Source organism: Mesorhizobium sp. M0862, from assembly GCF_040319795.1.
Taxonomy (GTDB): domain Bacteria; phylum Pseudomonadota; class Alphaproteobacteria; order Rhizobiales; family Rhizobiaceae; genus Mesorhizobium.
Map to the genome: position 1 here is coordinate 99,885 of NZ_JAMYOJ010000020.1, position 22,353 is coordinate 122,237.

Sequence of the window (22,353 nt, forward strand, 5' to 3'; positions counted from 1 at the left end):
GCGCAGCTCCAACCAAGGGAGGAATGAATGTTGAAATTCGCATTGAAAGTGGCTGCCGCGGCAACGCTGGTAGCCGGGGTCTCCTTGAGCCTGCCGGCATTCGCGCAGGACGGCCAGAAGACCTTCTATCTGCTGTCGCATGGTGGCCCTTCGGACGCGTTCTGGATCGACTGGAATGCCGGCGCGACCAAGGCCTGCGACCAGCTCAAGGTGACCTGCAAGATCTCGTTCAGCGGCGGCGACATGGCGGCGCAGAAGGAGGCTTTCAACTCGGCGCTCGCCGCCAAGCCGGACGGCATCGCTACCACCTCGGCTCAGCCCGGCCTGTGGACGGAGGAGGTGAAGGCCGCCAAGGCCGCCGGCATACCGATCGTGTTCTTCAACACCGACGATCCGGCGACCGGGCGGCAGGCCTATGTCGGGGCCGACCTCAGGGAAGCGGGCGTCATCTGGGCCAAGTATCTCGTCGACCACAAGATGGTGAAGCAGGGCGACAAGGTGTTCCTGCCGGTCGAAGTGCCGGGCGCCAGCTACCAGCAGCTCGAGACCGAGGGCATCGCCAGCGTCTTCGATCCGCTCGGCATCAAGTACGACGTGGTCGATTGCGGCACCGACCCAGCCGGCATCATCGCCAAGATGACCGACTACATGGTCGCCAACAATCCGCCGGCAATCATTGCACTGGGCGATTCCGTGGCAGCAAGCATCAAACGCGTCTTCGACGGGGCCGGTGTGTCGGCCGGCAAGGTCCCGGTCGTCGGCTGGGGCAACTCAAAGGAGACGGCCGAGGCGGTCAAGTCCGGCTTCGTCAATGCTGCGGCCTGGCAGTACCCGTCGGCGCAGGGCTTCATGCCGGTGGCGCTGCTCGGGCTTGCGGCCTCTGGCGAGCCGATCGGCTACGACATTCACACATTCAGCCTCTACGACGCCTCGAGCGTCGAGCCGATCCTGAAACTCTACAACAAGTGACGACAATCGGCGCCCGCCCCGAAATGGCGGGCGCCGGACGAAACGCATGGTCCTGACAGATATGGCAATCACAGCAGACGACGACACGCAGCGAGCGAAGGGCAGGTCTGCGCTGCTGCGTTCGCCGCAATTCTCCTCGCTCGTCATCCTCATCGTGCTGCTCGTGGTGTTCGCCATCGCCGACGGCAACTTCCTGTCGCCGCTCAACATATCCAACATGATGGCGTTCCTGCCCGAGCTCGGCATCATCGCGCTCGGCATGACGCTGCTGCTGACGGCGGGCGAGTTCGATCTGTCGGTCGGCGCCGTGTTCGGCCTTGCGCCCGTGGTGGTGATGCTGCTGGTGCAGAATGGCGGTATCGACATCGGCGTCGCCCTCCTGGCCGGGCTTGTGCTGTGCATCGCGATCGGCGCCATCAACGGGCTGATCGTCACCAAGATCGGCATTTCCTCGTTCCTGGTCACGCTGTCGATGCTGCTCGTCGTGCGCGGCGCGGCGCTCTACATCACGCAGGGATTCCCCCTGAAGTCGTGGGACCAGCCCGGCTTCTTCGTCACGCTGCTTGCCGGCAGCTTCAATGTAGGCTCGTTCCGGTTCTACACCTCGCTCTGGTGGTTCATCGGCCTGTCGCTGCTGGCGATTTACATCCTGCGCTACGCGAAGCTCGGCAACTGGATCAGCGCCATCGGCAGCAACCGCAACGCAGCGGTGGCGCGCGGCGTGCCGGCCGACGCGGTCAAGATCTGGCTGTTCATCCTGACCTCGGTGGTGGCCGGGCTGGCCGGCATGATCAGCGCGTTCCGGATTTCGGCCGCCTCGCCGGTGGCCGGCACCGGCTACGAACTCGAAGTGATCGCCATGGTGGTGGTCGGCGGCACGGCGCTCACTGGCGGGCGCGGCACCATCCTCGGCACCATCGTCGGCGCGCTGATGCTGCGCGCCATCCGCAACGGCATCGTGCTGATCGGCGTGCCGGGCTTGGCATACAACATCTTCGTCGGCGTCATCATCCTCGCCATGCTCATCCTGCACGCTTTGCTGCAGAAGAACGCCGCAAGGAGCTGACGATGGAAGTGCTGCGTCTGCAAGACCTGCAAAAGTCCTTCGGCAACGTGCGTGCGCTGAAGAACGCCTCGTTCACCCTCAACGAAGGCGAGGTGGTTGCCCTGCTTGGCGACAATGGCGCCGGCAAGTCGACGCTGATCAAAGCGATCTCCGGCGTCTTCCCGGCCGACCACGGCGACATCTTCGTGCGCGGCGAGAAGGCGTCGATCCGCTCGACGCGCGACGCAATGGACCTCGGCATCGAGACTATCCATCAGGACACATCGCTCGCGCCGGACCTCAGCATCGCGCGCAATCTTTTCTTGGGTCGGGAGCCGGTCAATTTCGGCTGGCTCGGCGTGTTCGCGCCCCTCGACCTCGCCAAGCTTCGCAACGCCGCCTCGGCGCTGCTGAAGCGGGTCGGCATTTCGAAAAAGCTCGATGCAGATGCGCTGGTGAGCACGCTCTCGGGCGGTGAGCGGCAATCGATCGCGATCTCGCGCGCCATGCAGTTCGCCGCCAAGGTGATCATACTCGACGAGCCGACCAACAATCTTGGCGTCGAGGAAACCCACGGCGTGCTGCGCTTCGTCAAGGAGGTGCGCGACGCCGGCCACTCGGTGCTGCTCATCACCCACAACATCCACCACGTGTTCCAGGTCGCCGACCGCATCATCGTCATGCGCCGCGGCGAAATCGTCGCGGAACAGACGGTCGCCGACACCGACCTGTTGACGGTGGAAAGCATCATCACCGGCGCCGACATGTCGGCCTTGCTCAAGGAGGCGAGGGCAAAGTGAAGGACGTCGCATGGTAGAGCTTTACGGCAAGACGCTGTCGCGAAGGCAGGTGGCCGAGCGGTCCGGCATGCTGTCGCAGTTCGCCGGCGTGCGGCTGATGACGCTCGGCGACGGCGTGGAGCGCGGCATCCGGATGCTCGAGTTCCGCACCGGCTCCGGCCTGCGCTTCACGGCGCTGGTCGACCGGGCGCTCGATATCGCCGATTGCGACTTCCGGGGCCAGGCGATCGGCTGGCATTCGCCGAGCGGCTTTCGCCACCCCGGACTGCACGAGCATGAAGGGGAGGACGGCTTCGCCTTTGGCCGGTCGTTCTCGGGGCTGCTCGTCACCTGCGGCCTCGACCATATACTGGGCCGGGAAGACGTGCCGGCCGAAAGCTACAATTATCCGGGGCGCAAGCGGGTATTGCATTCGCTGCATGGCCGCATCGGCACCGTGCCGGCGCGGCTGACCGGCTACGGCGAGGCCTGGGACGGCGACCGCTGCGTGCTGTGGGCGGAAGGCATCGTCCAGCAGGCAACCGTGTTCGGCGAGGATCTCCATTTGCTGCGCCGCATCGAGGCCGATGTCGGCGGGAGCGAGATCCGGCTGTCGGACCGCGTCGTCAATCATGGTTTCAGCCGCACGCCGCACATGTATTTCTATCACGTCAACGTCAGCCATCCCTTGCTCGACGAGGGTTCGCGCTACCTGGCGCCGATCCGGGATGTCGTCTGGGCGGCGCACGCCGGCGATCGTTACGAGGCTCAGAAGGTCGGCTACCGAACCGTGCCGGCGCCGCAGCTGGGATTCAGTGAGCAGGTCTGGGAGCACGAGCTTGGCGCCGATGCGGCGGGCGAGGTGCCGGTGGCCGTCGTCAATGATCACCTGGGCCTCGGCTTCGAGGTCGTTACCCGCAAGGATCAGCTGCCCTGCACCTATCAGTGGCAGAACTTCCAGGCCGGCCTATATGCGTTGGGAATCGAACCCTCGACGCATCATGTTCTGGGCAATCTCGCCGCGCGCGAACGGGGCGAGATGATCTGGCTGGACCATGGCGAAAGCCGCTCCTATGACGCCGTGTTCCGGGTGCTCGACGGTGCCGGTCAGATCGCCCAAGCGGAAGCGAGGATAGGGTCGATCGCCCGGCAGCCGCAACAGGATTACCCTGCGCCGTCGGGCGCTTTTGCGAGACTGCAGGCGTGACCGGCTTGAAACACACGATCGGTTGCCGCGGCGGGCGGGAAGTGCGCCGGAATACGGAAGCAGGCGCGGCCCGGCCGACCCCAGGCGGCCCTTGCGGAGCGCAGGCGGGAAACGGAGATGACGATGACGGCAAGCAGGAAGCGCGACTACAGCCTGGTCGGTGAAAGCACCAAGCGCGCCATCGAGACCGGATTGGCTTCGGCCGAATGGTATCACACCGATGTCCCGCGCAAGGCGATCAAGGAGTTGATGCAACGCTCCGACGGGCCGGCGATCCGCGACACGATCATCTGGGTCGCGGCGATCCTGGTGTCGGCCGCCGGCATCGTATGGTTCTGGGGCACGTGGTGGGTGGTGCCGTTCCTGTTCGTCTATGGCGTGCTTTACGGCTCGTCGAGCGACTCGCGCTGGCACGAATGCGGCCACGGCACCGCGTTCCGGACGCGCTGGATGAACGATGTCGTCTACCAGATCTCAAGCTTCATGCTGATGCGCAACCCAGTGCAATGGCGCTGGAGCCATGCCCGCCATCACACCGATACCATCATCGTCGGCCGCGATGCCGAAATCGCCGTCATGCGCCCCCCAGATCTGCTGCGGGCGGCGCTCGCCTTCACCGGTATTCTCGATTTCCGCTATTCGCTGCCGACGCTGGTGCGCCAGGCGTTCGGCAAGCTGTCCGATGAAGAGAAGAGCTATATCCCCGAGATGGAGCAGCACAAGGCGGTGATCGCTGCGCGCTGGCATGTCGCCATCTATGCGGCGACAGTCGGGCTGGCGTTGTTCACGTGGTCGCTGCTGCCGCTGGTGCTGATCGGCCTGCCGCGCCTCTATGGCAGCTGGCACATGGTGCTGACAGGGTTGCTGCAGCATATCGGCCTGGCCGACAATGTCGTCGACCACCGGCTGAACACGCGCACCGTCTACATGAACCCGGTCAGCCGCTTCATCTACTGGAACATGAATTATCACGTCGAACACCATATGTTCCCGATGGTGCCCTATCATGCGCTGCCAAGACTGCACGAGCTGATCAAGCACGACCTGCCGGTGGCGAACCCGTCGATGTGGCATGCCTATCGCGAGGTCTGGCCGGTGCTGCTTCGACAGCTGAAATATGAGGATTTCTATCTTAAGCGGAAATTGCCGCCGACAGCCAGACCCTATCGCGGCGAATTTCACCAGGTGGATATGTCGGCGGCCGCTGAATAGCGACAGCGAATTTTGCCGGAGCCGGAGATTGCTGACTGGATCGAAGCGTGCGCGGTGGACGACATCTCCAAAGAGGATGTCATCTGCTTCGATCCTCCCGGTTTGCCGCTCGCCCGATGACGAGTTCTTCGCCACCGACGGATATTGGACGCATGAGAAGGCGCATCTAGCCGAAAGCTGGTGATCGACGACGTCATCGATGCCCGAAGCACAATGGCCGCTTCAATTACAACACCGGCCAGGCCAGGGCGCGCCGGTCTGCGTCAATCTCGCGATCTATCCGGTGAGAATCGAGGCCGGCAACGTGATGATCCAGATCTGACGCGTGGTAACCGATCCAGCACCGCGTCTAGCAAACACAGAGTGACGTTTTCATGAGCCGAAAGAGGCCGACCGTCGCGATCTGCGCGCGATGAAGCGCCAGCTGACCATGCTGCGCGTGCTGACCATGGACGTAGTCGGGGCCGTCGAGCGGGAGTGGGTCGATCAACTCGGTGCCGCCAGAGCTGTGCTGAACCCTATATCGCGATGCGGCCCCCAGCCTGTTCACCGTGCCGGGCTAGAATTTCTTCGAGATCGGCACCGCCGACGATTTTCTTAGTTGGGCTTTCCGGCTCCGGGCGCCGACGCCGTCATTGCAGCGCCGGCTATGCCACGGTCACCGTGCCCAGACATATGTGCTCGGCCCCTTTGGACCCTGATCGACAAGATCCTGATTCACTGCTGCTTCTGCTGATCAGCTTTGAGGTGCTGATTGTGCGGTTTGATCCGCCAGCGTTGATACTGGGCGCTACCGCGATCGAAGCGGAAGGACAGCGCCTGCCAGCGGCAAAACGACCGCCTGCGCAAGATCAGTTTGAGGGAAGGAGATGGAAATTATTGGTGCGCAGCGAGCGCGGCAAAGCTGCGCAGGTGATCGTGGCTGGAAAGCGTCGCTACAAAGGCGGTGCGTTTGTCAGTTTGGAAGCCGACACGCGTCCGGCAGACGACGGTGATCTCGTGGCTGACTGCGGCGCGGGATTATTGTTGAACGACGGCAGGAAGTAGGCTCGTTGCTACGCCGTGCGTCCAGGACTCGGGTTGGAGTGGATTATGGTTCGGGGTCACGATAGGAGATCTGCGCAGCCTCGAACCTCCAGTGCTTGCCGCATGTTGGGCAGGGTACAATTGTCACTTTCACGCTCGACCTGCCCGCGTGTGCGTCAGCATGACGATACACTCAAATTCTCACCACGGCTCAAGGTCCTCCTCGATAGCGACATGCCGTAAGCGAGCCGCCCCGGGAAACTGACTTCAATTCCTTCGCAGCCGCAACGAGGCGCGGTCATTCCCGGCGGCTATGATGAACTCCATCGCCTGCTCAGGCGTTATGCCGTTCTGCTGGGCAAAATGGAAGTGTTCGTTGCGTTCGTTGGACGAGACCCGGTTCCTGTCGCCAAAATCACGCTCGCTTTTGTTGTCCGTCATCATCTTCTCCTTCAACCTCAATTCGTCGGCCCGAACCGCCCGCTGGAGCAAAACTTCCGAAACCGCCGAACGCGGAGGCTGATCGAGCCTCGCTAGGGCTGCTGCAAGTAGACGAAAGCTCCAACTGGCCAAAGCTGGAGGGTTGTCGAATGCCGGGGTGAGGTCGGCGCACGCCGTGGCATCGCGTCGGCGACCTTCACCACCCGCCCAGAACACGGACGGGAGCAGCCTCGGAATGATTTGCCCGACCGCCAGGCAATGAAGATGGAACTACGCGACACCGAGTTCCTCGTCCTGTGGCATCAGCAGACGCTCTCGTGGATGTCTTACCCGGCATTCTCGCCGGAATGATCGAAGTGGATGGCGAGGCCAAAGGCGAGCGCTCGCTCGGCGATCATATTGACAAGATGGCTTTCGCCGATCGACAGCGCCGGAAGGGCCTCTTTCAACGCCTCGAGAGCATGCCGTGTCGACAAAAGACCCCGCCGCTTGCGGCTGCTCACATATTGATCGATCAGGCACTCCAGTGGCATCTGCCTGCCTCCGCTTCGGACAGGATCTCGTAGCGTGGCTGCGGAGCGACAGCATTCACATTGGTTAAGAGACGGCGGCGAACGCCATCATGCATGCCGCCAACAGACGGCGGTGGGGCTGATTTACGCCGGGTTGGAGCGCTATCCTAGGGTAAGCATGGCGCGACCGTCGCGCCGGGTTCGGACATTTCGATGCTACTGCTCCGGTACCGCGGAGGTTTGTGGATGGTTGCGTGCCGCCTCGGCGATTTCCGGAATGAACTTCGTCGCGGTGCAGCTTCGGTTTACATTGTCGTGGGCGGTAAATACCTCTTGCCCGCAGACTTGCGAAGCGAGCGCGATCGGCACATGCACCGCCAGTGGTAACTCGGTCTCAGCCACTCCTAGATGTCTTGCAACCTGTTGCTTCACCTCCGGCCGGCCGAGCGAGACGTCAACGCCGACATCATCCTTGGCGGTCGGCGACGATCCTTGCGCCGGCAGACGATCGTGCTTGCCTGTTTGCGATGAGTCGCCGGATTGTTGAGCCGGCTGACTTGTCTGCGCAGATGCCTGGGCGCCCAAAATCAGCGAGGCCCCCAGCCCCAAAAAAGCCCGGAGCCCCAAAGACACAATCCGAAGTCCGAATGTGCTCATTGTCATGTTCCTCACCGTGGGTTCAAACTTGGCGCCGCTCAGAGGTCGGTGTTGCTTCGGCCTCTTTCGAAGACAGGGATGTCTTCTTCGTCCTCATCATTGTCACCGTTTGGTATGTCCTCGGCGTAGCTGCGGGTCAGTTCCTCGGTTTCGCTTAAGCCGTCCATCGTCTCATTGGCGCCTGCCCCTTCATCATGACGACCGGTAATTTCGCTGCGGGGCCTTGCGCCGATCGACTGGTCGACATCGTCGGCTCCCACGAAACCTGGCTCCGCGCCGTGCCTGTCTTCGTGGCCCACGGGGCTGTCCAACACGGCGGCATCCTCCGGGCGAATGGGTTCATCATTGGCGAAGTCACTTCGTCTCGAATGCGAGGTCTCGTTTTGCTTTGGCATGTCAGGTCTCCTGTTCGTTTGGCAACTTCGACGACGCTGGTGCTTGCACGCCGGACTACCTGAGCGACGTACCTTTAGAGTTCCTGCATCGACCACCGCTTAAAGGTTGCAGCGTCCCTGAGGGCGGAGGCAGTGTTGGCCACAGACTCCACATCGCCGCGAAGAACCAACGTCGTGGCCAGATCCACTCAGCACTGAGAACCGCTCTTGCTCAGTTGCTGGGCAAGTTTGAAATGCTGCCGGATGACCGGCGCGGTCTTTTTCGCATGGGCCGCCAGATGTTTTGCCTGACCGTTTTCTGCATAGGAGGTCATCAGCGTCAGGGCTTCCTGGTGCGCTGCCACCTGGGCGTCGATATAGGCGTTATCGAACGCCCCGCTGCTGTCGTTGCTCAACGCTTCCAATTGGGCAGCATGCTTGCTTGTCATCTCCGGCGCCACTGCGACGTCGTCCTTCTTTGCCCCGCAATGAGCCGCTTGGAAGAGGTCGTGTGGTCCTTGATCATCATGCGAGCGAATTCCTTCACTCGTGATGTCTTCGATTTCCGCAGTGCCAATTCACTCGACTGGATCTCGAACATATCTGAGCTCGCAGCTGCTTTGACAAATTCCTGCGGGGACGTCGTCGCGGTCTGAGCCATTGCCCCCGGGCTGATGAGACCGATGGCGATCGCAGCTAAAAGCGCTTTGACGAAATGCATGTTGTGCTCCTGCAATATTGCTTAACTGGCCCAACACGGCCGAGCTGCCGTTGTTCCCCTTTTGGTGACAATAAATACGGGGCGGCAGGCGTGGACCCCGGATGGCTCCGGCTCAGGGCTTTGATCATAGATCCGGCCGTAGCCAAGACCGGTGACTGCGCGGAGCTCAGCGCGGCCGTCGGCTTGGTGGGCAGCACGTTGTGCGACATTCAAATCTCCTAAAGAAATCGTCGGCCATCGTCGCGATGCTTCAGGCAGACCAGTGCGATTTTGCAGGGTTGCGCTGACGGGATTCTGATTCGGCCCGCCGGTCGGGTTCGTCAAGAGGAGCTAATATAGCATTGTATGTCAGATCGGCGGTATTAGCCGCTTACTGACGTCGCATGGTCCATCTCTGAATCTTGTTGCACCGCACAATATTATTGACGATGGGGTGCTTAGGCAAGGATATTGAATGACAAGTAGAGGAATCACGTCCGAGTCAAAGTAAAATTTTATTATATCTGACTCTTGCTAATTACCAAGTAATGACCCAAGACGCATCTTTCGCGGGCCGTTAGCTTGTTTTTAAACTTTAGTGCGTCACTATCGGGTCCGTAAATGCCCAAAAATGTCCCATCCTTTGAAGGGCAACAAGGAGGCGTACTATGGCAAGAATTTTTGAAATTCTTATGGGCAGTCTGACTGCCGGATCTGTTCTCGCAATTCTTTGCATGCCAGCGACAGCAGCTGGAATTAGTGTCGGAGGCGTCGGCGGGGTATCCGTCGGCAGCGGAGGCGCCAGCGCTAATGTGGGCGGCAACAGCGGCGCTACGGCTAGCGTGTCCCTAGGCGGTTCTGGGGCAAATGCCGCAGCCTCCGTCGGCGACACTGGCGGAGCGACTGCTTCCATCGGAACCGGCAGCGCCAATGTCGGTGTCGTCACCGGGGTTGGTACCGACGTAAATGTCGGCGTTGGAACCAATCCAGCCGCCAACCCCAGCAACCCGACCGCTTCGAGCAACCCGAATCTGGCTAGCGTTGTCGGCGATATGTCGAACGCCCAGGTCACTCGGATGAAGAAGCGCTGCGTCGAAGTGCTTAGCAACGAAGACACCTATGATCGTGACCTGCGCCGGTTCTGCCTGCTGATCTCGCGCCGCTAACCAGCGACCCCTTTCCGACCTGTCGGGGCTGTCGACATGACACTCTCCAGTTCCGACAGTGGAAGCCCGCCCGCCGAAAGGTTGGGCGGGCTTTTACAGTCAGCGTCCTTCCATCCGCAGCAGACAATCGCGCTTGGCATCAGCGACCTGGCCGAGCAAGCGATGGAAGACCGCGCGGACAAGCTGGGCATATCCTGCGCAGAGGAGGTCGGCAGCGTGTACGCGGCGATTCTCGGTGCTATCGTGCACCGCGATGCCGCTTGGCTGACTGACCGAGGCCGCGCTATATCGCGCCCGGCGGGCGTATTCAGTTCAGCGAGCCTCTGCCGGGGGGAAGCCAAGACCATCTTTCACTTGCTCGACAAGGCCGGACTTGAATGCAAGGTGTCGAAGCGCAAGGACAGCAAATACCGTCGACCAACTGGCTGAAGGCCAAGTGCTTTGCGAACGACGAGTTCGATCTGCTCGGCGTCGAGCGTGAAGCGGGCAAGCCGGCGTTCGCTGAGGATGACACAAATCGCCGTGCCTAAGAAAGATCAGGAGCGCGCCACCTACGCCTGGATGTACGGCGCCCAAGCGTGCAAGGATGGCAAGGAGCGTGAGGTGCCATTACTGGCAGGAACATGCCGACGGGTGGCTGCAGGGTTTTGACGGTGTGCCGATGGCTGGTTTTGGATAGACCAAGACCGTCAACGACGAGATGGAAGCCGAGGTCGACGAAGCCGCCGTCGAGCGGCCCGACGAATAGCCATTTTGCCATGTGCCGTATGTTCGTTTTTGATTGAAGAATGGGTTTCGTTGGGCCTATAAAGATTGCGTTTACCATTGCCTTTTTGGGAGGATGCGATGGTTGCAACGCCCATAGATATCGCTCAAGCGGCCACTGCGACTACGGCCACCTTGCTGAAGTGGCAGAAGTCCATGGAGGAACGCGCCACGTTTCGCCAGAACATGGATCAATCGCGCAGGGCGATCCAAGCCTCACGCGATCTGCTGAAGCGCCTTCGTCAACGTCATCGCGACGACGATAGCGGCGCGGATGCGCTAAAGGATTAGCCGCCAGGGCAGATGTGAGACGGAGGTCCGGGAACGGATTGGGGCCACGTGCGGCACCTAATGTCGCGATGGTGATGGCCGATGATGTGCTTGAACAGGAGATTGCCCATCTCCTGCATTGCCGTCATATCCGGGTAAGCCGCTAAAACGGAGCCTTCACCACCGACGCTGCCGAGCAGCGGGATCAACACGAAGCTGTCATCCCGAAACTTGCTTATGGTGGTGATCGTGAAATCGTAGTCGGGATAGGCCTCATCAAGCAGGGCGCTGATCTCGGCGAGGAATTCAGGCGTCTCGAACTGTGCGCCGATCGGCGGCACCACAATCATGTCTTTGCATACTTGCATCTCGCGCCTTCCCAAGCCGTCTCATCGTGAGCGGCTGTTCCGCCAAGGTCAAATCACGTCTTCCCTGCCGATGATCTGGAGTCAGCAAAGTTATTCACACGTCGACAAGATGATTAGAATTGTCGCGGTTCGGTTAAGACCTCGATCATGAGGCGTGGCGCATCGTGTTGTTGGGTCTACATATTGCCTTCCTGACCCTACCCGGTAGCTCAAGCCCGTTGCCGTAATTGGCAACGGGTTTTTTTACGTCTTCATCTGGCACAGTTGATCTAATGGTATGGAAACGCGACGACAACCAAGCAATTCTGCCTTAAGCGGTCGATTCCTCGGATGTAGCCGTGACTACGAAAACCCGCTGTTGCGCGCGCGGCGGGGTTTCTTGGCATCAAGACGCTACCCCGCCATCAGGCCCGTTGCTTAATTGCGGCGGCCTTTACAGGTCCGGCGCCGCTATCTACTGCTGAATAGGTGGAGTCACGAGACCCGGAAAGGGCAACACGTTGCCGCCCGTCCCCCGCCGGCGGCGCAGTTCAATCTCGCGATAGACCAGGGTGCCCATCACCATTTCCGCGCTGGCGATTTCCGATCTCGATGGCAACGACTTGAGCAATTGGTGCAGTTGTCGCGTTTCCATGGTCGCAATGTGGGCGGCAATGGCTTCGATGCTATCGCCCAAATTCGCCAGTAACCCTGCGGACATCTGCATCGCGCTACTCTACAGCCGGGAAAACGTGTTGAGATGCAGACGCGACCTTTGGCCTTCTGCAAAGGCCAAAGCATAGGATTCGAGCTTGAATGATCGGGTGAGTTCCTGGTCTTCCTCGACCACGCGAACAAACCACTCGCCACAGGCTTCGCCAACTTCGACACAAGGGCGTGCTTTGCGAATTGGAATTATATCAGCCAGGGCGTTGCCTCCCAGCAATCAGGCCAAACGGGATTGTAACGTCGTAAGCGGTCTTCAACAAGAAGAGTTTGGGCAGCAATACGAAACTGAGGTGTGGGCCACAAATGGCCGGCGCCATGGGTTGGGGAACCTGGGTGGGCACCGGCCAAGAGCGGACAGGTCCGCCGCGATGCATACATCGTCGATTGGTGCCGCAGTGGTAATGGTGTGATCGCGGAAGCTACGCTTTAGCCTTAGCCGCCGGCCTTGCCTTGCCCGTTACAGTTGCCGTGGGCTGCGGTGCCTTCCTACCCAGACCGATCGACTTCGCCATGGCAGACCGTGAGGCCGCATAGTTGGGAGCGACCATCGGATAAGTGGATGGCAAGTTCCACTTTGTTCGATACGCGTCAGGAGTGAGACCGAAATCCACGCGCAGATGTCGCCGAAGGGTTTTGAACCGCTTACCATCTTCAAGACAGATGATGTAATCGGGAAATACTGACTTCTTCGGATTTACCGCAGGCACTGGTTCTTCGGTCGCGGCAGCCACGCGATGGCCAATCCCAGACAGCGACGCGTGCACTGAGGCTATCAGGTCCGCCAAACCCGCGACCGGCACGGGATTGTTGCTGACGTACGCCGATACCACATCCGCCGTGAGTTCTACCAGTTCAGGGGCGTGGTCGGGGGCGTCGGTCATGGTGTGAGTCCTCGAATTTGAGAACGATCTATTATAGCTGCTGCCGCAGCTGCGCAACTCGAGGCCCGATGATGGGCCGCTTCCCTCGTAATCCTGTTGAGCCTGTGTTTGCCGATGGAGGAAAGGACCATCCGAAGCAGTGCCAGACTTATCACAGGTTAAGTCGGTCCGGTGTTTATGATATAAGGTCGGGCATCATTCGCGTTCTGCTGGCCGCGGGTGACTGAGAGACCATAGCGCTCCCGCCCAAACGGAGAGCCGACATGCTTTATCAAAGCCCATTAACCGCCAAGTTCCATCGTGCCTTCACCCTCACGTCAGGTGAGCGTCAAGCTCTCGACGCGGTAAGAATAAGGATCGTTGCGATTGGCGCAAACCAGAACTTGGTTCGCGAAGGCGACCAGCCGTCCCGGTGCATAATGGTCCTGGCTGGCTTAGCCAGCACCTCGAAGGTAACAGGAGACGGGAAGCGTCAGGTCACTGCTTATCATGTGCCTGGCGACATGCCCGATCTGTTGAGCCTGCACCTCGATCTGTTGGATAGCGACGTTCGAACGGTGAGCGCTTGCAGTGTTGGCTTCATAGATCACTCGGCTATACGGCTGCTCTGCGAACGCCACCCCAGGCTGGCGGCAAATCTTTGGCGAACGACACTGGTTGATGCATCGATTTTCCGCGAATGGGTGGTCAATGTCGGGAAGCGCCAAGCGCTTGGCCGAGTGGCCCACCTTCTCTGTGAAATCATGCTACGTATGGAAGACGCCGGACTCGCGTCCGATCAAACCTGCGCTTTTGCTGTGACTCAAGCTGACCTTGGCGAGGCGACAGGGCTGTCGGCAGTCCACATCAACCGCACGCTCAAGTCTCTTCGGGAGAAGCGCCTTACATCACTTGTGAATGGCCAATTGACCATCCATGATTGGGAAGGACTGGCCTTTCTTGCTGAGTTCCGGCACGATTACCTGCACTCAGCAAGGACCAATAAAACGGCCGAGTTCATGTCAATGCACTGATTGCTCCAGGGGAAAATCGCCAGAAATGCGGATTGGCTCCAAGGGTAGCCGGACCACTTGTTGGCCTTCGCTGACCATCAGCGGTGCGATCGCCCCCCAAACATGTTTTGCCATGGTGGCGCGGCGGAAATGATCAGCAGGTTGATACCAAGCCTGTCTGGCTTGCTTCTTTTTGATGCGGCAGGCGGGGCCGCCTTGCCCCAGGCCAAACGCAGGCCCCAAACGAAACCGGCCTCACTTGGTGCACGCTCCTTTTACCGCGCGGTCAATGCTTTGATGGCGCGTCGAAGCGTTAGCGCAAGGGGTTCACTTGCGCGCAGAGTGCATTCGAATGCTTACCGGCCCACACGGGCGTTGACTATCCGTATGGCCGTCTGGGTCGTGGAGGTTAACTGGGACGGGACACCTGCTCTCCTTGCCAGCCTTCGGAACGTTTCCTCGCAGCGTGCGCAGGAGGAACGTCGACGTCAATCCCAGAAGCTCGGAGCAATTGGCCGCCTCGCAGCCGGCATAGTTCACGATATCAACAATCTGATAGCAGCGTTCGACTCGGGCCTGCGGCTCCTGCAAAAGCAACTCGCCGAAAATCCCGGCGATCCGAAATCAGCCATCCTGATCGACGAACTGCTCAAACGAACACAGAACGGCGGGGCACTTACGCAGCAATTGCTTGCGTTTTCTCGGCGCCAGTCGCTTACGCCCGAAGGCATTGATCTGAACGGACGGATCGAACAGCTTTCGATGCTGCTGGAACGAACGCTCGGGAGTGCAATCAAAATTGAACGCAACTTGGAAGCGGCGCTTGGCCCTGTTCTGGTCGACCCCAACCAGCTCGATGTCGCCATGCTCAATCTCGATGAACGCCAAGGACGCCATGGCCGGCGTGGGAACGCTCACAATCGAGACTAGCGATGTCCCTGACGACATCGACGACGTGCATTCACTGGCGGGTTCGTGCGTTCGTATGACCGTGCGCGATGCCGGTTGCGGCATGAACAAGGAGATTCTGGCGCAGGTCTTCGAGCCGTTCTTCACCACCAAACCCGATGGACGCGGGACTGGACTTGGACTTAGCCAGGTTTATGGCTTCGTCCAACAATCCGGCGGGCACATTCGGATCGAGAGCGAAGCTGGTGAAGGAACAAGCGTCCATCTTTTTCTGCCGCGTGTGCAGAAGCAGTAACCAAGCTCTGCCGGGATCGCTTTGCATTGGGTATGGCGGAAGTGACGTGGCCAGTCCGCCAAAGCAATCCCGTAGAGCGACATAATGGGTGGTTAGCGGCCGCTTTAGAGATCGGGTGCAGAGGGTACACGGGCTTTTCCCCCTTTATCCTTTTTTCTCCCGGCCGCGCCACCGTCTATTATCGGCGGCTAGTCCGCTATCACCTTCTGAGCGGGTTAACGATGGAGTGCCTTGGACGGTGAAAACGATTCCGGCATCCTCAAACGCTTTGCGGATGGCGGCGATGTTGTGGGGACGCGGTTTCCTGTATCCGTTCTCAAAAGCGCTGATCACCATCTCGCTAAGATTGGCCTTGGCGGCAAGTCGCACACGCGGCCAGTTCAATAGGGCTCGTGCTGCTCTGACTTGATCTGCTGAGAGTAGGGTTCGGCTGTCCATAGCCAGTCGAACATTTAGTATCGCTAAACTGTTCCTCTTGACCTTCTGCGATTTCTAACGGTGTGAGGCCGGCCTGTCGCAAGCCGTCATCGATTATGGCTGCAACCTTTCGGACGGTTGTTACCTCGGCTCCAACAAGACGTGCTGCCTGCATTCTTGCTTGGAGATCAGCCAAGCGGGCAACCAGGGCTTGCGTCCTCTCGAGTTCAGGGTTCGTCATGTTCATTGTCCAGCTGAGTGGCAATTTGAATTTGTCCGGCTGAGTAGCGTTTGAATGCACACACTCGCCACCCAAGGGTGGCGAGCGTGGGTTCGTTCGAAATCTCAGTCGTAAACTTTCACGATCTTGCGGGTGCCCGGATCGACCAGGACCGTGCGGTTGTCGACCACCACGTAACGGTATTTGACGTTCGGGACCTCGTGGATCTCCACAGTTTCCGGCAGAGCTGTCCCGACGTTCAATTCCACGCCGGGAAGGTTCACCGAAGCCAAGGGCTGCTTCTTGACATACTCACGGATGACCGTGTCCTGTTCCGGCTGGATGATAATGTCGTCAGCGGCGGCGGAGCCGATCCCCGCCAAGAGCAACATGGCTGCGGCGGTGTTCACAAAGTGCATCTTCATATCTTCTCTCCTGCAAGGACCGGCACACGACGATCATCGTCCCGCACTGCCCGGCAACCAACTTTGAACCGGGGTAAACGTTCCCGCCTACGCACCTTTGTCTAATCCGATTGGTCTAAAGTCCGACCGTACAACGCAATGGTCTTACCTTTGGACTAGGCGGAACGGATTAGGGCTTCAGGTTGTTGGTTCTCCACAACGGGAGAGAACAAATGGATCAAAGTGTTGGCCAGGCGCGATGGTTGCTCGCACCGATTTTTGCAACAGCCGTTACCTTTCTGGTAATGGCGGTCGTCCTTAGCTGACATGTCTTGGATCGGCGCAGCCAGGTCCCTTCCTGCGCTGATAGGATTCGCGAGTTGCTTGAGCGGCTGGCGAATCCTCTATTTTACCGTGCGCTGGGCCTGCTCCTTCAGCAGGCGGGGCGCTTCGTTCAGCTCATGTAAGTTGGGAGGTTTACTATGGATCGGCGATCCTTTTTGACAGCGATGTTTGGCGTTGCAGGGGCAGCAGCCTTTGCAAGCGCGGTCCGGCCTATCAACGCATTGGCCGGTGTTCCAGCGGCCAAAAGCGGCATTCTCGAAGAACTCGACGCGCCAGACGCCTTCGACAACGAAGGTACTCACGCGGAAGTGGAGCCGGTCAACCATCGGCGCTACTACGACCAAGATTACGACCCAGACTACGACCCAGATTACTACCACCGGCGCCGCCGCCGGCGGGGCTGGAGAAGAGTCTGCCGTAGTTACTGGCGACACGGGCGCCGTCGGGTCCGGTGCTATCGCCGACGTGGTCCTTCGGTCGTCTTGCGATTTTAGCTAGTCGGCTGCTTCTGCCCATGGCCCGTTCCGGCTGACGTGCTGAGAACGGGCCGGTACGATTCCTTTTTCGTGGCAAACGCAATCCATCTGAGGGCACTCATCAGCAGCGCCGATGGACCTGACTTACAGCTTGGTGGTGTCGCTGTGGTGCGCCAGGAGCGGTCTGACGATCCCTCTTGTGCAGCCCTTCGGCTGCCGCCAGCCTGGGAAAGCTTTTCGGAACGTTTGGTTCTGGCCGTTAGGCCACGGGCCAAGCTCAGCCATCAGGACACCCCGCAAGCGATGAGCAGCGGGGCCTGGTAAGGCCCGGCGACCTCCTTTTGACATACGGGGAGAAACCAAGAAGGGCGCCGAGCCTTACCGGCGCTGCTTTGAGGCAGACGACGCCGGACGAGATGAGAGTAGGCGATCATGCTAATCTCTGCGAACCATGCGAATGAGGGAAAGCCGTGTGCGATTCTTCGCTATCCAGCCACGAACCTCTGCCTTTCGGACATGGCGGTCCGTCGCTCGATCGATGATGAAGAACGCCTGATGTAGCTGCTCGACTTCGTAGAGCCCGACCCGGATCTCGAACCCTGTCTGGCCAGTGGCATCGAAGTCACCGGGACCAATGACAGGAAAGGCGACGACGATGGCGAAGCGGACGACGAGCGCGAAGCCAACGATGCCGATTATGGCTTCATAGAGGGAGGGCAAGGCCTATAATTGTCCGGTCGAGAATGAATAGCCCGCTGCCTCACGGTGGACTGGCTTCAGTTTTTGTGCGGCACGATGTAGCGACTGCTCACCGCACCCGCCCCTGTGCCCCGCGTGACGACAATCGTGCTATACCCGGCTGGAACGGAACCTGTAGCGGAGGGGTCGATCGAACTGCATCGCCCGACGATCTCCCCGTTGGGAGCGCCCTCGAGCCTCACGGCTAACGCCAACTGGCATGTGTCAAGGGATCCGAACATGGCCGGTGATGTATCGAGTGGCTTGCAGACTCCCTGGGCGGGACTGCAAGAAAGCAAAATCATCACAGCTGCAGTTGCCGGATCCATTCGTGAAGCTCCGTTGTTCGACGAGCCTCAACGCAGAATAGCGAGCTTTGTTTCGTCGGTGCTAAAATACGAGTTTTCTGGTCTGGCTCACGGTGGCGGGCTTTTCATTGTCACAGCTTTCGCCTCTCAATTGTCCCGATCCCGAACGGTAAAACAGCCATCCGACGAGACACACCGAGGGGATTGCGATGGCCAGAAGGATGCCGCCGGCAATGTTCACCATCAACATGAAATCCATCGGACCTCTCCCTCTTATATGCCGACAGTCGGAAACTCGTGAAATCAACATGGGTGAACAGGTTGCGAACATGCTGCTACGGTTTTTGCAGAGCCACGACATGAGACGAGACCGACCAGCACGACAGGGGGACTAGCTCTCGTCGCAACAAATTGACAGACAAGGACTGGACGGAGTCGAACGGCAAGGGCAGGGACGCCATCAAGCGAATTTCAAAACAGATGCCTTGGCCGACGGGTAATCGCTGAAAAGATCAAGGTATGCCCTGAGGTGACGTCACAAGGCAGTGTGCTTGGGTGTCGATCGGGCGGGCGGGTCGGAGAGGAACGGCAAATTCGGTGATGTCGCAATCGTCGGCATCACGAGCCCGCTGTATGGCGCTTAGAGCTTCGAACTCCCGCTTCGGCGCGGTGTCCATTTCGTTGCCGAAGCAAGTTCGTGACCGTGAAATCAGCTAACCGGCGCCGAAGGAGCGTCAGCATGGCGACGCCGCAGGCGAGACGCCGGGCCGCCGCCCCAAACGAGGGTGCCGTTTGAAGGCTGGTGATTTCGCCAGAGCACAGGGTGCGATTCTGACTACGCACAAGCCAGACGCTGTCATGGCGATGCTGGGTTGGCCGGGCGTAGCGGCTTCGAAGCCGCCGATTACAAGTATTCTCGCTCTGTGGCTGCCGATTCTGCGATTAAGGATTCGATGAATAGGCATGGGGGAGAAAGGCCGCTATTCTAAGCCTCATTCCCCCTCGATGCAGGAATAACGAGATCATGGAGTAGGAAAATCTCATGCTATGCGGCGGAGGTGCTTACACGGGCGAGATTCACACCCGCCCAACGACAAGGCGCCCATCCGCTGCCCGATGGACGGTGGATAGAGTTTTGGTGCCATGAGCCAAACCCACACATTACAACCGTCATCTATCCGCTTCCCGGTACAACCACGGCTGGTGCCGGCGATCAAGGCGGCGCGTCATCTCCACCTGACGCTGCGGGAATTCATGGAATTTCTGCCCGCGTTGCAGGATCAAGGCTTTCCCAAGGCCTGCCCAATCACCGGCAACTACGACATGGTTGCGATCGACGCCTGGCTCGATTAACGCTCGGGTCTTGCAGGATCAGGATCCGGCGCGCAGTCTAGCATTGACATTGCAAGAGCGAGGCTGGCGATCCTTGGGTAAGATCAAATTGAAGCACTACGTCATCCGTAAGGGCAAATACGGCTACTGGCTGCCGACGCCGAAGATGGTCGAAGCTGGCTTCAGATGCATTTCCTGTGGAATCGACGGGCCTGAGGCTTGGACGATAGCCCGGGAGTGGGAAGACCGCTGGCAGGAACTCCGCAAGGGCAGGGAGCCGTCGCGCCTGCATGTATGGCCAAAGGATTCCATCGGAGACGCCTTTGCACGCTATCGCCGCATGGATGCATGGACGCGCAAGCCACCGCGCACCCGCGAGGATCGGGAGCGCGGCTGGACCTTCATCGAGCCGTACTTCGCCGACCTGCCGCCAGCCGACATCACCCTCGAGCTGCTCGACGACTGGTATGGCCGTCTGCTGCGGGTCAAAGGTGTCGACATCGCCTACCGTGCCGTAAAGACGTGGCGTTCGCTCTATAATGTCATGGCCGGCATGAAGCTATGCCCGCCCGGCTCCGACCCATCGCAGGCGATCCGCCGCCAGACGCCACCACCGCGCCACCAGACCTGGACGGCAGGCGAGGCGGTGCGCATGGTCAAGGGCGCCTGGCGCGCCGGCTACCGCGGACTGGCCTGCATCATCGCCGTTGCGTGGGACACGAGCTTCTCACCCGTCGACGTGCGCACGCTCACACCGGCGCAGGCAATGCAGACAGCACAGGAATGGGGTTTTCTGATTGCACGCAGCAAGAGTGGCGAGGCGGCTGTCGGCACGCTGTCGTCACGCACGCAGCGCCTGGTGCTGGCCTATGTCGAATCACTAGGCGTCACCCTGCTTGACGATGCGCCGATCTTTCGCTCGCGCGGTTTCGCGCCGGGCCCGAAGGGCGGCCGGCCGCGCGCCGGCGTGCCTTACACGAAGGATTCTCTGGTCGACGACTTTGCCGATCTGCGCACGCTGGTGTTCGGGACATCGGAGAAGCGGCGGCTGATGGACATGCGGCGTTCCGGCGCGGTCGAGGCGAATGCCGGAGGCGCGTCGGTCGAGGCAATCTCGGCCAAGATGGGCAATTCGATCGACGGGAACAAGGGGCTGCAGAAGACCTATATGCCGGTCAATCTGGCCGCCGTCCGCTCAGCCGATGCCAGCCGCCGCAAGGGCAGAAAGCTGCTTGGCCTGGAACGGAACGAATACAGAAAGTTGAAACTCTCCGCAGAATGAGAGTTGAAACTTTTCAAGGGGCGGTAGCTAACCCCTTGAAATTAATGGCGCGAGTGACGGGGCTCGAACCCGCGACCTCCGGCGTGACAGGCCGGCACTCTAACCAACTGAGCTACACCCGCGCATTGGACGAGCACGTGTCAGCCGTGTTCGTCGTTGGGGCGGTGGATAAGGGGTTCGCCACCGGGTGTCAAGCGCAGCTGGACAGCATAAACGCAAACAGGAGAAGGTTTTTTGACGGGCGGCACTTTGCCTGCGAAAACCACTGTGCGGCTAAGCTCGCGGCTGTTCATTTGGCCTTGCGAAGCCGGTTCCGACCGCTTAAAGGTCCGGCCGGAGCGGGCGATTAGCTCAGTTGGTAGAGCGCTTCGTTTACACCGAAGATGTCGGCGGTTCGAGCCCGTCATCGCCCACCACTCAATTTCTTGATAAATCGGTGCTTGCCCGGAGTTACGGTCTCATATCCGGTTGTATGCGTTGTCGGCATTCTGCTTCCTGGCCTTGTCGCGTTCGAAAGGGGTGACGCAGACCAAGTCGCTCTCGAACGCTTCACGCCAGACGTAGCCGTCGCGGCAGGTGCTGTCGCCGTAAGGTCCGCCGGTCGGCGAACGATTGTTGCGGGCATTGGCATTCTGCGCCTGCACCTCGCCGTAGTCGGCAGGACTCACGCACACGCTGTCGCCGAAGATCGCCGATCGCCAGACGAATCCTTCCTTGCACCCTTTGGCCTCGATCGCTGCGGGCTCGATAGGCGACGGCAAAGGGGAGGGCCTCGGCCACAACGCCACCGTTGTCCCGCCGATGCCGAGCGCGATCATCGCGACCAGCCCGTACAGCAGCCAGAGCCTCGGCCGCCGCGCCGCTGGCTCGCTATCGCCGACGCAATCGCCGCCATATCGTCGTTGAAGCGCTCGTGGCGGACCTCCATGGCTTGACGCTTGGCCAAGTCCTGCAGATCGGGTGGCAAGGCGCTTTTCTTTGGCATGCTGGCGCCGTTGACGAGCACGGGGATGACGCGCACCCCAGCCTGGAGTGCCGTACGGATCTCCTTGCGCACGAAGTCGTCGGGGGACTCCAGCCGAACCTGGCCCTGCTCATCGGTAAGCGCGGCCCACTGCGGCCCCACGATCGCCAGCATGATTTTGCAGCTGGCCAAACTGCGGGCAAGCGCCACCTCAAAGTCATCGCCGGGGTTGAGCTTGTCGACGTCCATGAAGATGGATGCATCAGGAAGCGCGCGGTTCAGATTATCGTAGACGCGGCCCGCCACGCCGGAATCGGTCTGCCGTCGGTAGTTGATGAATACGTCGCCAAGCAAGGCCTGCCTCTTCCCACATCAACGAGAAGGCCCCAAAGTAGCATGAGCGGTGACCTCGCAGCTAGTCTGGCGACAGACTGGCCATTACTGCGGATGCAGTCCGTTTCACGTCTCGCCAGAGGACACATGCACCGGCCCTTCGCGGTTGTGTGCGTCAAGTTCTGCAAAATGGGGCGGCCATGATGCTGGTCATGCGGCTTGGCGCAGAGCGAGCTTCTTGTGCTCGCGCAGGTCGTC

General features: G+C 60.1%; 29 protein-coding genes, 2 tRNA genes and 1 pseudogene. 16 read left to right on the forward strand and 16 right to left on the reverse strand.

Annotated features, from left to right (window positions below; genetic code table 11):
- The first annotated feature begins 27 nt into the window (after positions 1-27).
- The 7 genes and pseudogenes from NKI15_RS25370 to NKI15_RS25400 all read left to right on the forward strand — a co-directional run bounded on the left by NKI15_RS25370 (position 28) and on the right by NKI15_RS25400 (position 6,259).
- The gene (locus tag NKI15_RS25370; RefSeq protein ID WP_023689426.1) at positions 28-969 is read left to right on the forward strand and encodes a sugar ABC transporter substrate-binding protein; all 942 of its coding nucleotides are present in this window, start codon (positions 28-30) and stop codon (positions 967-969) included.
- A gap of 61 nt (positions 970-1,030) precedes the next feature.
- The gene (locus NKI15_RS25375; RefSeq protein ID WP_050588831.1) at positions 1,031-2,035 is read left to right on the forward strand and encodes an ABC transporter permease; all 1,005 of its coding nucleotides are present in this window, start codon (positions 1,031-1,033) and stop codon (positions 2,033-2,035) included.
- Positions 2,032-2,814, forward strand: coding sequence for an ATP-binding cassette domain-containing protein (locus NKI15_RS25380; RefSeq protein ID WP_023693351.1), 783 nt, complete (start codon positions 2,032-2,034; stop codon positions 2,812-2,814). The genes NKI15_RS25375 and NKI15_RS25380 overlap by 4 nt, the downstream gene beginning before the upstream one ends.
- 10 nt (positions 2,815-2,824) lie before the next feature.
- Entirely contained in the window at positions 2,825-4,000 is a 1,176-nt protein-coding gene (locus NKI15_RS25385) for an aldose 1-epimerase family protein (RefSeq protein WP_023708922.1), read from the forward strand.
- A gap of 117 nt (positions 4,001-4,117) precedes the next feature.
- Positions 4,118-5,212, forward strand: a complete 1,095-nt coding sequence (locus tag NKI15_RS25390; RefSeq protein WP_023709721.1) for a fatty acid desaturase family protein — start codon at positions 4,118-4,120, stop codon at positions 5,210-5,212.
- Between the two features lie 27 nt (positions 5,213-5,239).
- Positions 5,240-5,534, forward strand: a pseudogene (locus tag NKI15_RS25395) (Rieske 2Fe-2S domain-containing protein).
- 368 nt (positions 5,535-5,902) lie between these two features.
- Positions 5,903-6,259 (forward strand): hypothetical protein, encoded by a 357-nt coding sequence (locus NKI15_RS25400; protein WP_156932493.1) that lies wholly within the window; start codon positions 5,903-5,905, stop codon positions 6,257-6,259.
- A 246-nt stretch (positions 6,260-6,505) separates the two neighbouring features.
- Here NKI15_RS25400 and NKI15_RS25405 read toward each other — a convergent pair whose 3' ends face one another.
- The 6 genes from NKI15_RS25405 to NKI15_RS25430 form a co-directional block, all read right to left on the reverse strand.
- Entirely contained in the window at positions 6,506-6,679 is a 174-nt protein-coding gene (locus NKI15_RS25405) for a DUF3606 domain-containing protein (protein ID WP_023708918.1), read from the reverse strand.
- Positions 6,680-7,005: 326 nt separating this feature from the next.
- Positions 7,006-7,212, reverse strand: a complete 207-nt coding sequence (locus NKI15_RS25410; RefSeq protein WP_023708917.1) for a hypothetical protein — start codon at positions 7,210-7,212, stop codon at positions 7,006-7,008.
- 195 nt (positions 7,213-7,407) lie between these two features.
- Positions 7,408-7,848, reverse strand: coding sequence for a hypothetical protein (locus NKI15_RS25415; RefSeq protein ID WP_023709414.1), 441 nt, complete (start codon positions 7,846-7,848; stop codon positions 7,408-7,410).
- A gap of 38 nt (positions 7,849-7,886) precedes the next feature.
- Complete coding sequence (locus tag NKI15_RS25420; protein WP_023708915.1) at positions 7,887-8,243, reverse strand: hypothetical protein; 357 nt, start codon at positions 8,241-8,243, stop codon at positions 7,887-7,889.
- 188 nt (positions 8,244-8,431) lie between these two features.
- The gene (locus tag NKI15_RS25425; RefSeq protein WP_023709413.1) at positions 8,432-8,671 is read right to left on the reverse strand and encodes a DUF4142 domain-containing protein; all 240 of its coding nucleotides are present in this window, start codon (positions 8,669-8,671) and stop codon (positions 8,432-8,434) included.
- Positions 8,668-8,943, reverse strand: a complete 276-nt coding sequence (locus NKI15_RS25430; protein ID WP_023708912.1) for a DUF4142 domain-containing protein — start codon at positions 8,941-8,943, stop codon at positions 8,668-8,670. The genes NKI15_RS25425 and NKI15_RS25430 overlap by 4 nt, the downstream gene beginning before the upstream one ends.
- A 647-nt stretch (positions 8,944-9,590) precedes the next feature.
- Here NKI15_RS25430 and NKI15_RS25435 point away from each other — a divergent pair.
- The 3 genes from NKI15_RS25435 (at position 9,591) to NKI15_RS25445 (ending at position 11,144) form a co-directional block, all read left to right on the forward strand.
- On the forward strand, positions 9,591-10,088 hold the full coding sequence (locus NKI15_RS25435; RefSeq protein ID WP_031196803.1) for a hypothetical protein: 498 nt from the start codon (positions 9,591-9,593) through the stop codon (positions 10,086-10,088).
- Positions 10,089-10,124: 36 nt separating this feature from the next.
- Entirely contained in the window at positions 10,125-10,517 is a 393-nt protein-coding gene (locus NKI15_RS25440; RefSeq protein WP_023708909.1) for a hypothetical protein, read from the forward strand.
- A 417-nt stretch (positions 10,518-10,934) separates the two neighbouring features.
- Positions 10,935-11,144: a hypothetical protein gene (locus NKI15_RS25445; RefSeq protein ID WP_023708908.1), complete on the forward strand. Its 210-nt coding sequence runs from the start codon at positions 10,935-10,937 to the stop codon at positions 11,142-11,144.
- Here the strand turns inward: NKI15_RS25445 and NKI15_RS25450 are convergent.
- The 3 genes from NKI15_RS25450 to NKI15_RS25460 all read right to left on the reverse strand — a co-directional run bounded on the left by NKI15_RS25450 (position 11,141) and on the right by NKI15_RS25460 (position 13,080).
- The gene (locus NKI15_RS25450) at positions 11,141-11,491 is read right to left on the reverse strand and encodes a hypothetical protein (protein ID WP_156934016.1); all 351 of its coding nucleotides are present in this window, start codon (positions 11,489-11,491) and stop codon (positions 11,141-11,143) included. The two genes, NKI15_RS25445 and NKI15_RS25450, sit on opposite strands and share 4 nt — an antisense overlap.
- A 454-nt stretch (positions 11,492-11,945) precedes the next feature.
- A complete protein-coding gene (locus tag NKI15_RS25455; RefSeq protein ID WP_023708906.1) occupies positions 11,946-12,197 on the reverse strand; it encodes a hypothetical protein in 252 nt (83 codons plus the stop codon).
- A 421-nt stretch (positions 12,198-12,618) separates the two neighbouring features.
- Positions 12,619-13,080 carry a Ros/MucR family transcriptional regulator gene (locus NKI15_RS25460; protein WP_023708904.1) on the reverse strand — a complete coding sequence of 154 codons (462 nt, stop codon included), beginning with the start codon at positions 13,078-13,080 and terminating at the stop codon, positions 12,619-12,621.
- Between the two features lie 263 nt (positions 13,081-13,343).
- Here NKI15_RS25460 and NKI15_RS25465 point away from each other — a divergent pair, with 263 nt between their 5' ends.
- The 3 genes from NKI15_RS25465 to NKI15_RS25475 all read left to right on the forward strand — a co-directional run bounded on the left by NKI15_RS25465 (position 13,344) and on the right by NKI15_RS25475 (position 15,276).
- Positions 13,344-14,093 (forward strand): Crp/Fnr family transcriptional regulator, encoded by a 750-nt coding sequence (locus tag NKI15_RS25465; protein WP_023708903.1) that lies wholly within the window; start codon positions 13,344-13,346, stop codon positions 14,091-14,093.
- Positions 14,094-14,459: 366 nt separating this feature from the next.
- On the forward strand, positions 14,460-15,002 hold the full coding sequence (locus NKI15_RS25470) for a hybrid sensor histidine kinase/response regulator (protein ID WP_023750619.1): 543 nt from the start codon (positions 14,460-14,462) through the stop codon (positions 15,000-15,002).
- Positions 14,950-15,276, forward strand: a complete 327-nt coding sequence (locus NKI15_RS25475) for a sensor histidine kinase (protein ID WP_196814989.1) — start codon at positions 14,950-14,952, stop codon at positions 15,274-15,276. The genes NKI15_RS25470 and NKI15_RS25475 overlap by 53 nt, the downstream gene beginning before the upstream one ends.
- Before the next feature lie 144 nt (positions 15,277-15,420).
- Here the strand turns inward: NKI15_RS25475 and NKI15_RS25480 are convergent, their stop codons facing one another.
- The 4 genes from NKI15_RS25480 to NKI15_RS25495 form a co-directional block, all read right to left on the reverse strand.
- Positions 15,421-15,714 carry a helix-turn-helix domain-containing protein gene (locus NKI15_RS25480; protein WP_081726104.1) on the reverse strand — a complete coding sequence of 98 codons (294 nt, stop codon included), beginning with the start codon at positions 15,712-15,714 and terminating at the stop codon, positions 15,421-15,423.
- A gap of 324 nt (positions 15,715-16,038) precedes the next feature.
- Complete coding sequence (locus NKI15_RS25485; protein ID WP_023669226.1) at positions 16,039-16,338, reverse strand: DUF1236 domain-containing protein; 300 nt, start codon at positions 16,336-16,338, stop codon at positions 16,039-16,041.
- A 1,235-nt stretch (positions 16,339-17,573) separates the two neighbouring features.
- Positions 17,574-17,858 (reverse strand): hypothetical protein, encoded by a 285-nt coding sequence (locus tag NKI15_RS25490; RefSeq protein ID WP_023708899.1) that lies wholly within the window; start codon positions 17,856-17,858, stop codon positions 17,574-17,576.
- 408 nt (positions 17,859-18,266) lie between these two features.
- Positions 18,267-18,443: a hypothetical protein gene (locus NKI15_RS25495; protein WP_023708898.1), complete on the reverse strand. Its 177-nt coding sequence runs from the start codon at positions 18,441-18,443 to the stop codon at positions 18,267-18,269.
- Positions 18,444-19,327: 884 nt separating this feature from the next.
- On the opposite strand from NKI15_RS25495, the gene NKI15_RS25500 reads away from it, so the two are divergent.
- Positions 19,328-19,537 (forward strand): hypothetical protein, encoded by a 210-nt coding sequence (locus NKI15_RS25500; RefSeq protein ID WP_156932495.1) that lies wholly within the window; start codon positions 19,328-19,330, stop codon positions 19,535-19,537.
- 73 nt (positions 19,538-19,610) lie between these two features.
- Positions 19,611-20,798: a site-specific integrase gene (locus NKI15_RS25505; protein ID WP_352887322.1), complete on the forward strand. Its 1,188-nt coding sequence runs from the start codon at positions 19,611-19,613 to the stop codon at positions 20,796-20,798.
- 45 nt (positions 20,799-20,843) lie between these two features.
- Here the strand turns inward: NKI15_RS25505 and NKI15_RS25510 are convergent.
- Positions 20,844-20,920 (reverse strand) — tRNA-Asp (locus NKI15_RS25510).
- Positions 20,921-21,138: 218 nt separating this feature from the next.
- Between NKI15_RS25510 and NKI15_RS25515 the strand changes: the two genes are divergently transcribed.
- A tRNA-Val gene (locus NKI15_RS25515) sits at positions 21,139-21,214 on the forward strand.
- Between the two features lie 42 nt (positions 21,215-21,256).
- Here NKI15_RS25515 and NKI15_RS25520 read toward each other — a convergent pair.
- The gene (locus NKI15_RS25520) at positions 21,257-21,616 is read right to left on the reverse strand and encodes a hypothetical protein (protein WP_023704339.1); all 360 of its coding nucleotides are present in this window, start codon (positions 21,614-21,616) and stop codon (positions 21,257-21,259) included.
- Positions 21,613-22,116, reverse strand: a complete 504-nt coding sequence (locus tag NKI15_RS25525) for a toll/interleukin-1 receptor domain-containing protein (RefSeq protein WP_023704340.1) — start codon at positions 22,114-22,116, stop codon at positions 21,613-21,615. Before NKI15_RS25525 ends, NKI15_RS25520 begins: the two co-directional genes overlap by 4 nt.
- Between the last annotated feature and the right edge of the window lie 237 nt (positions 22,117-22,353).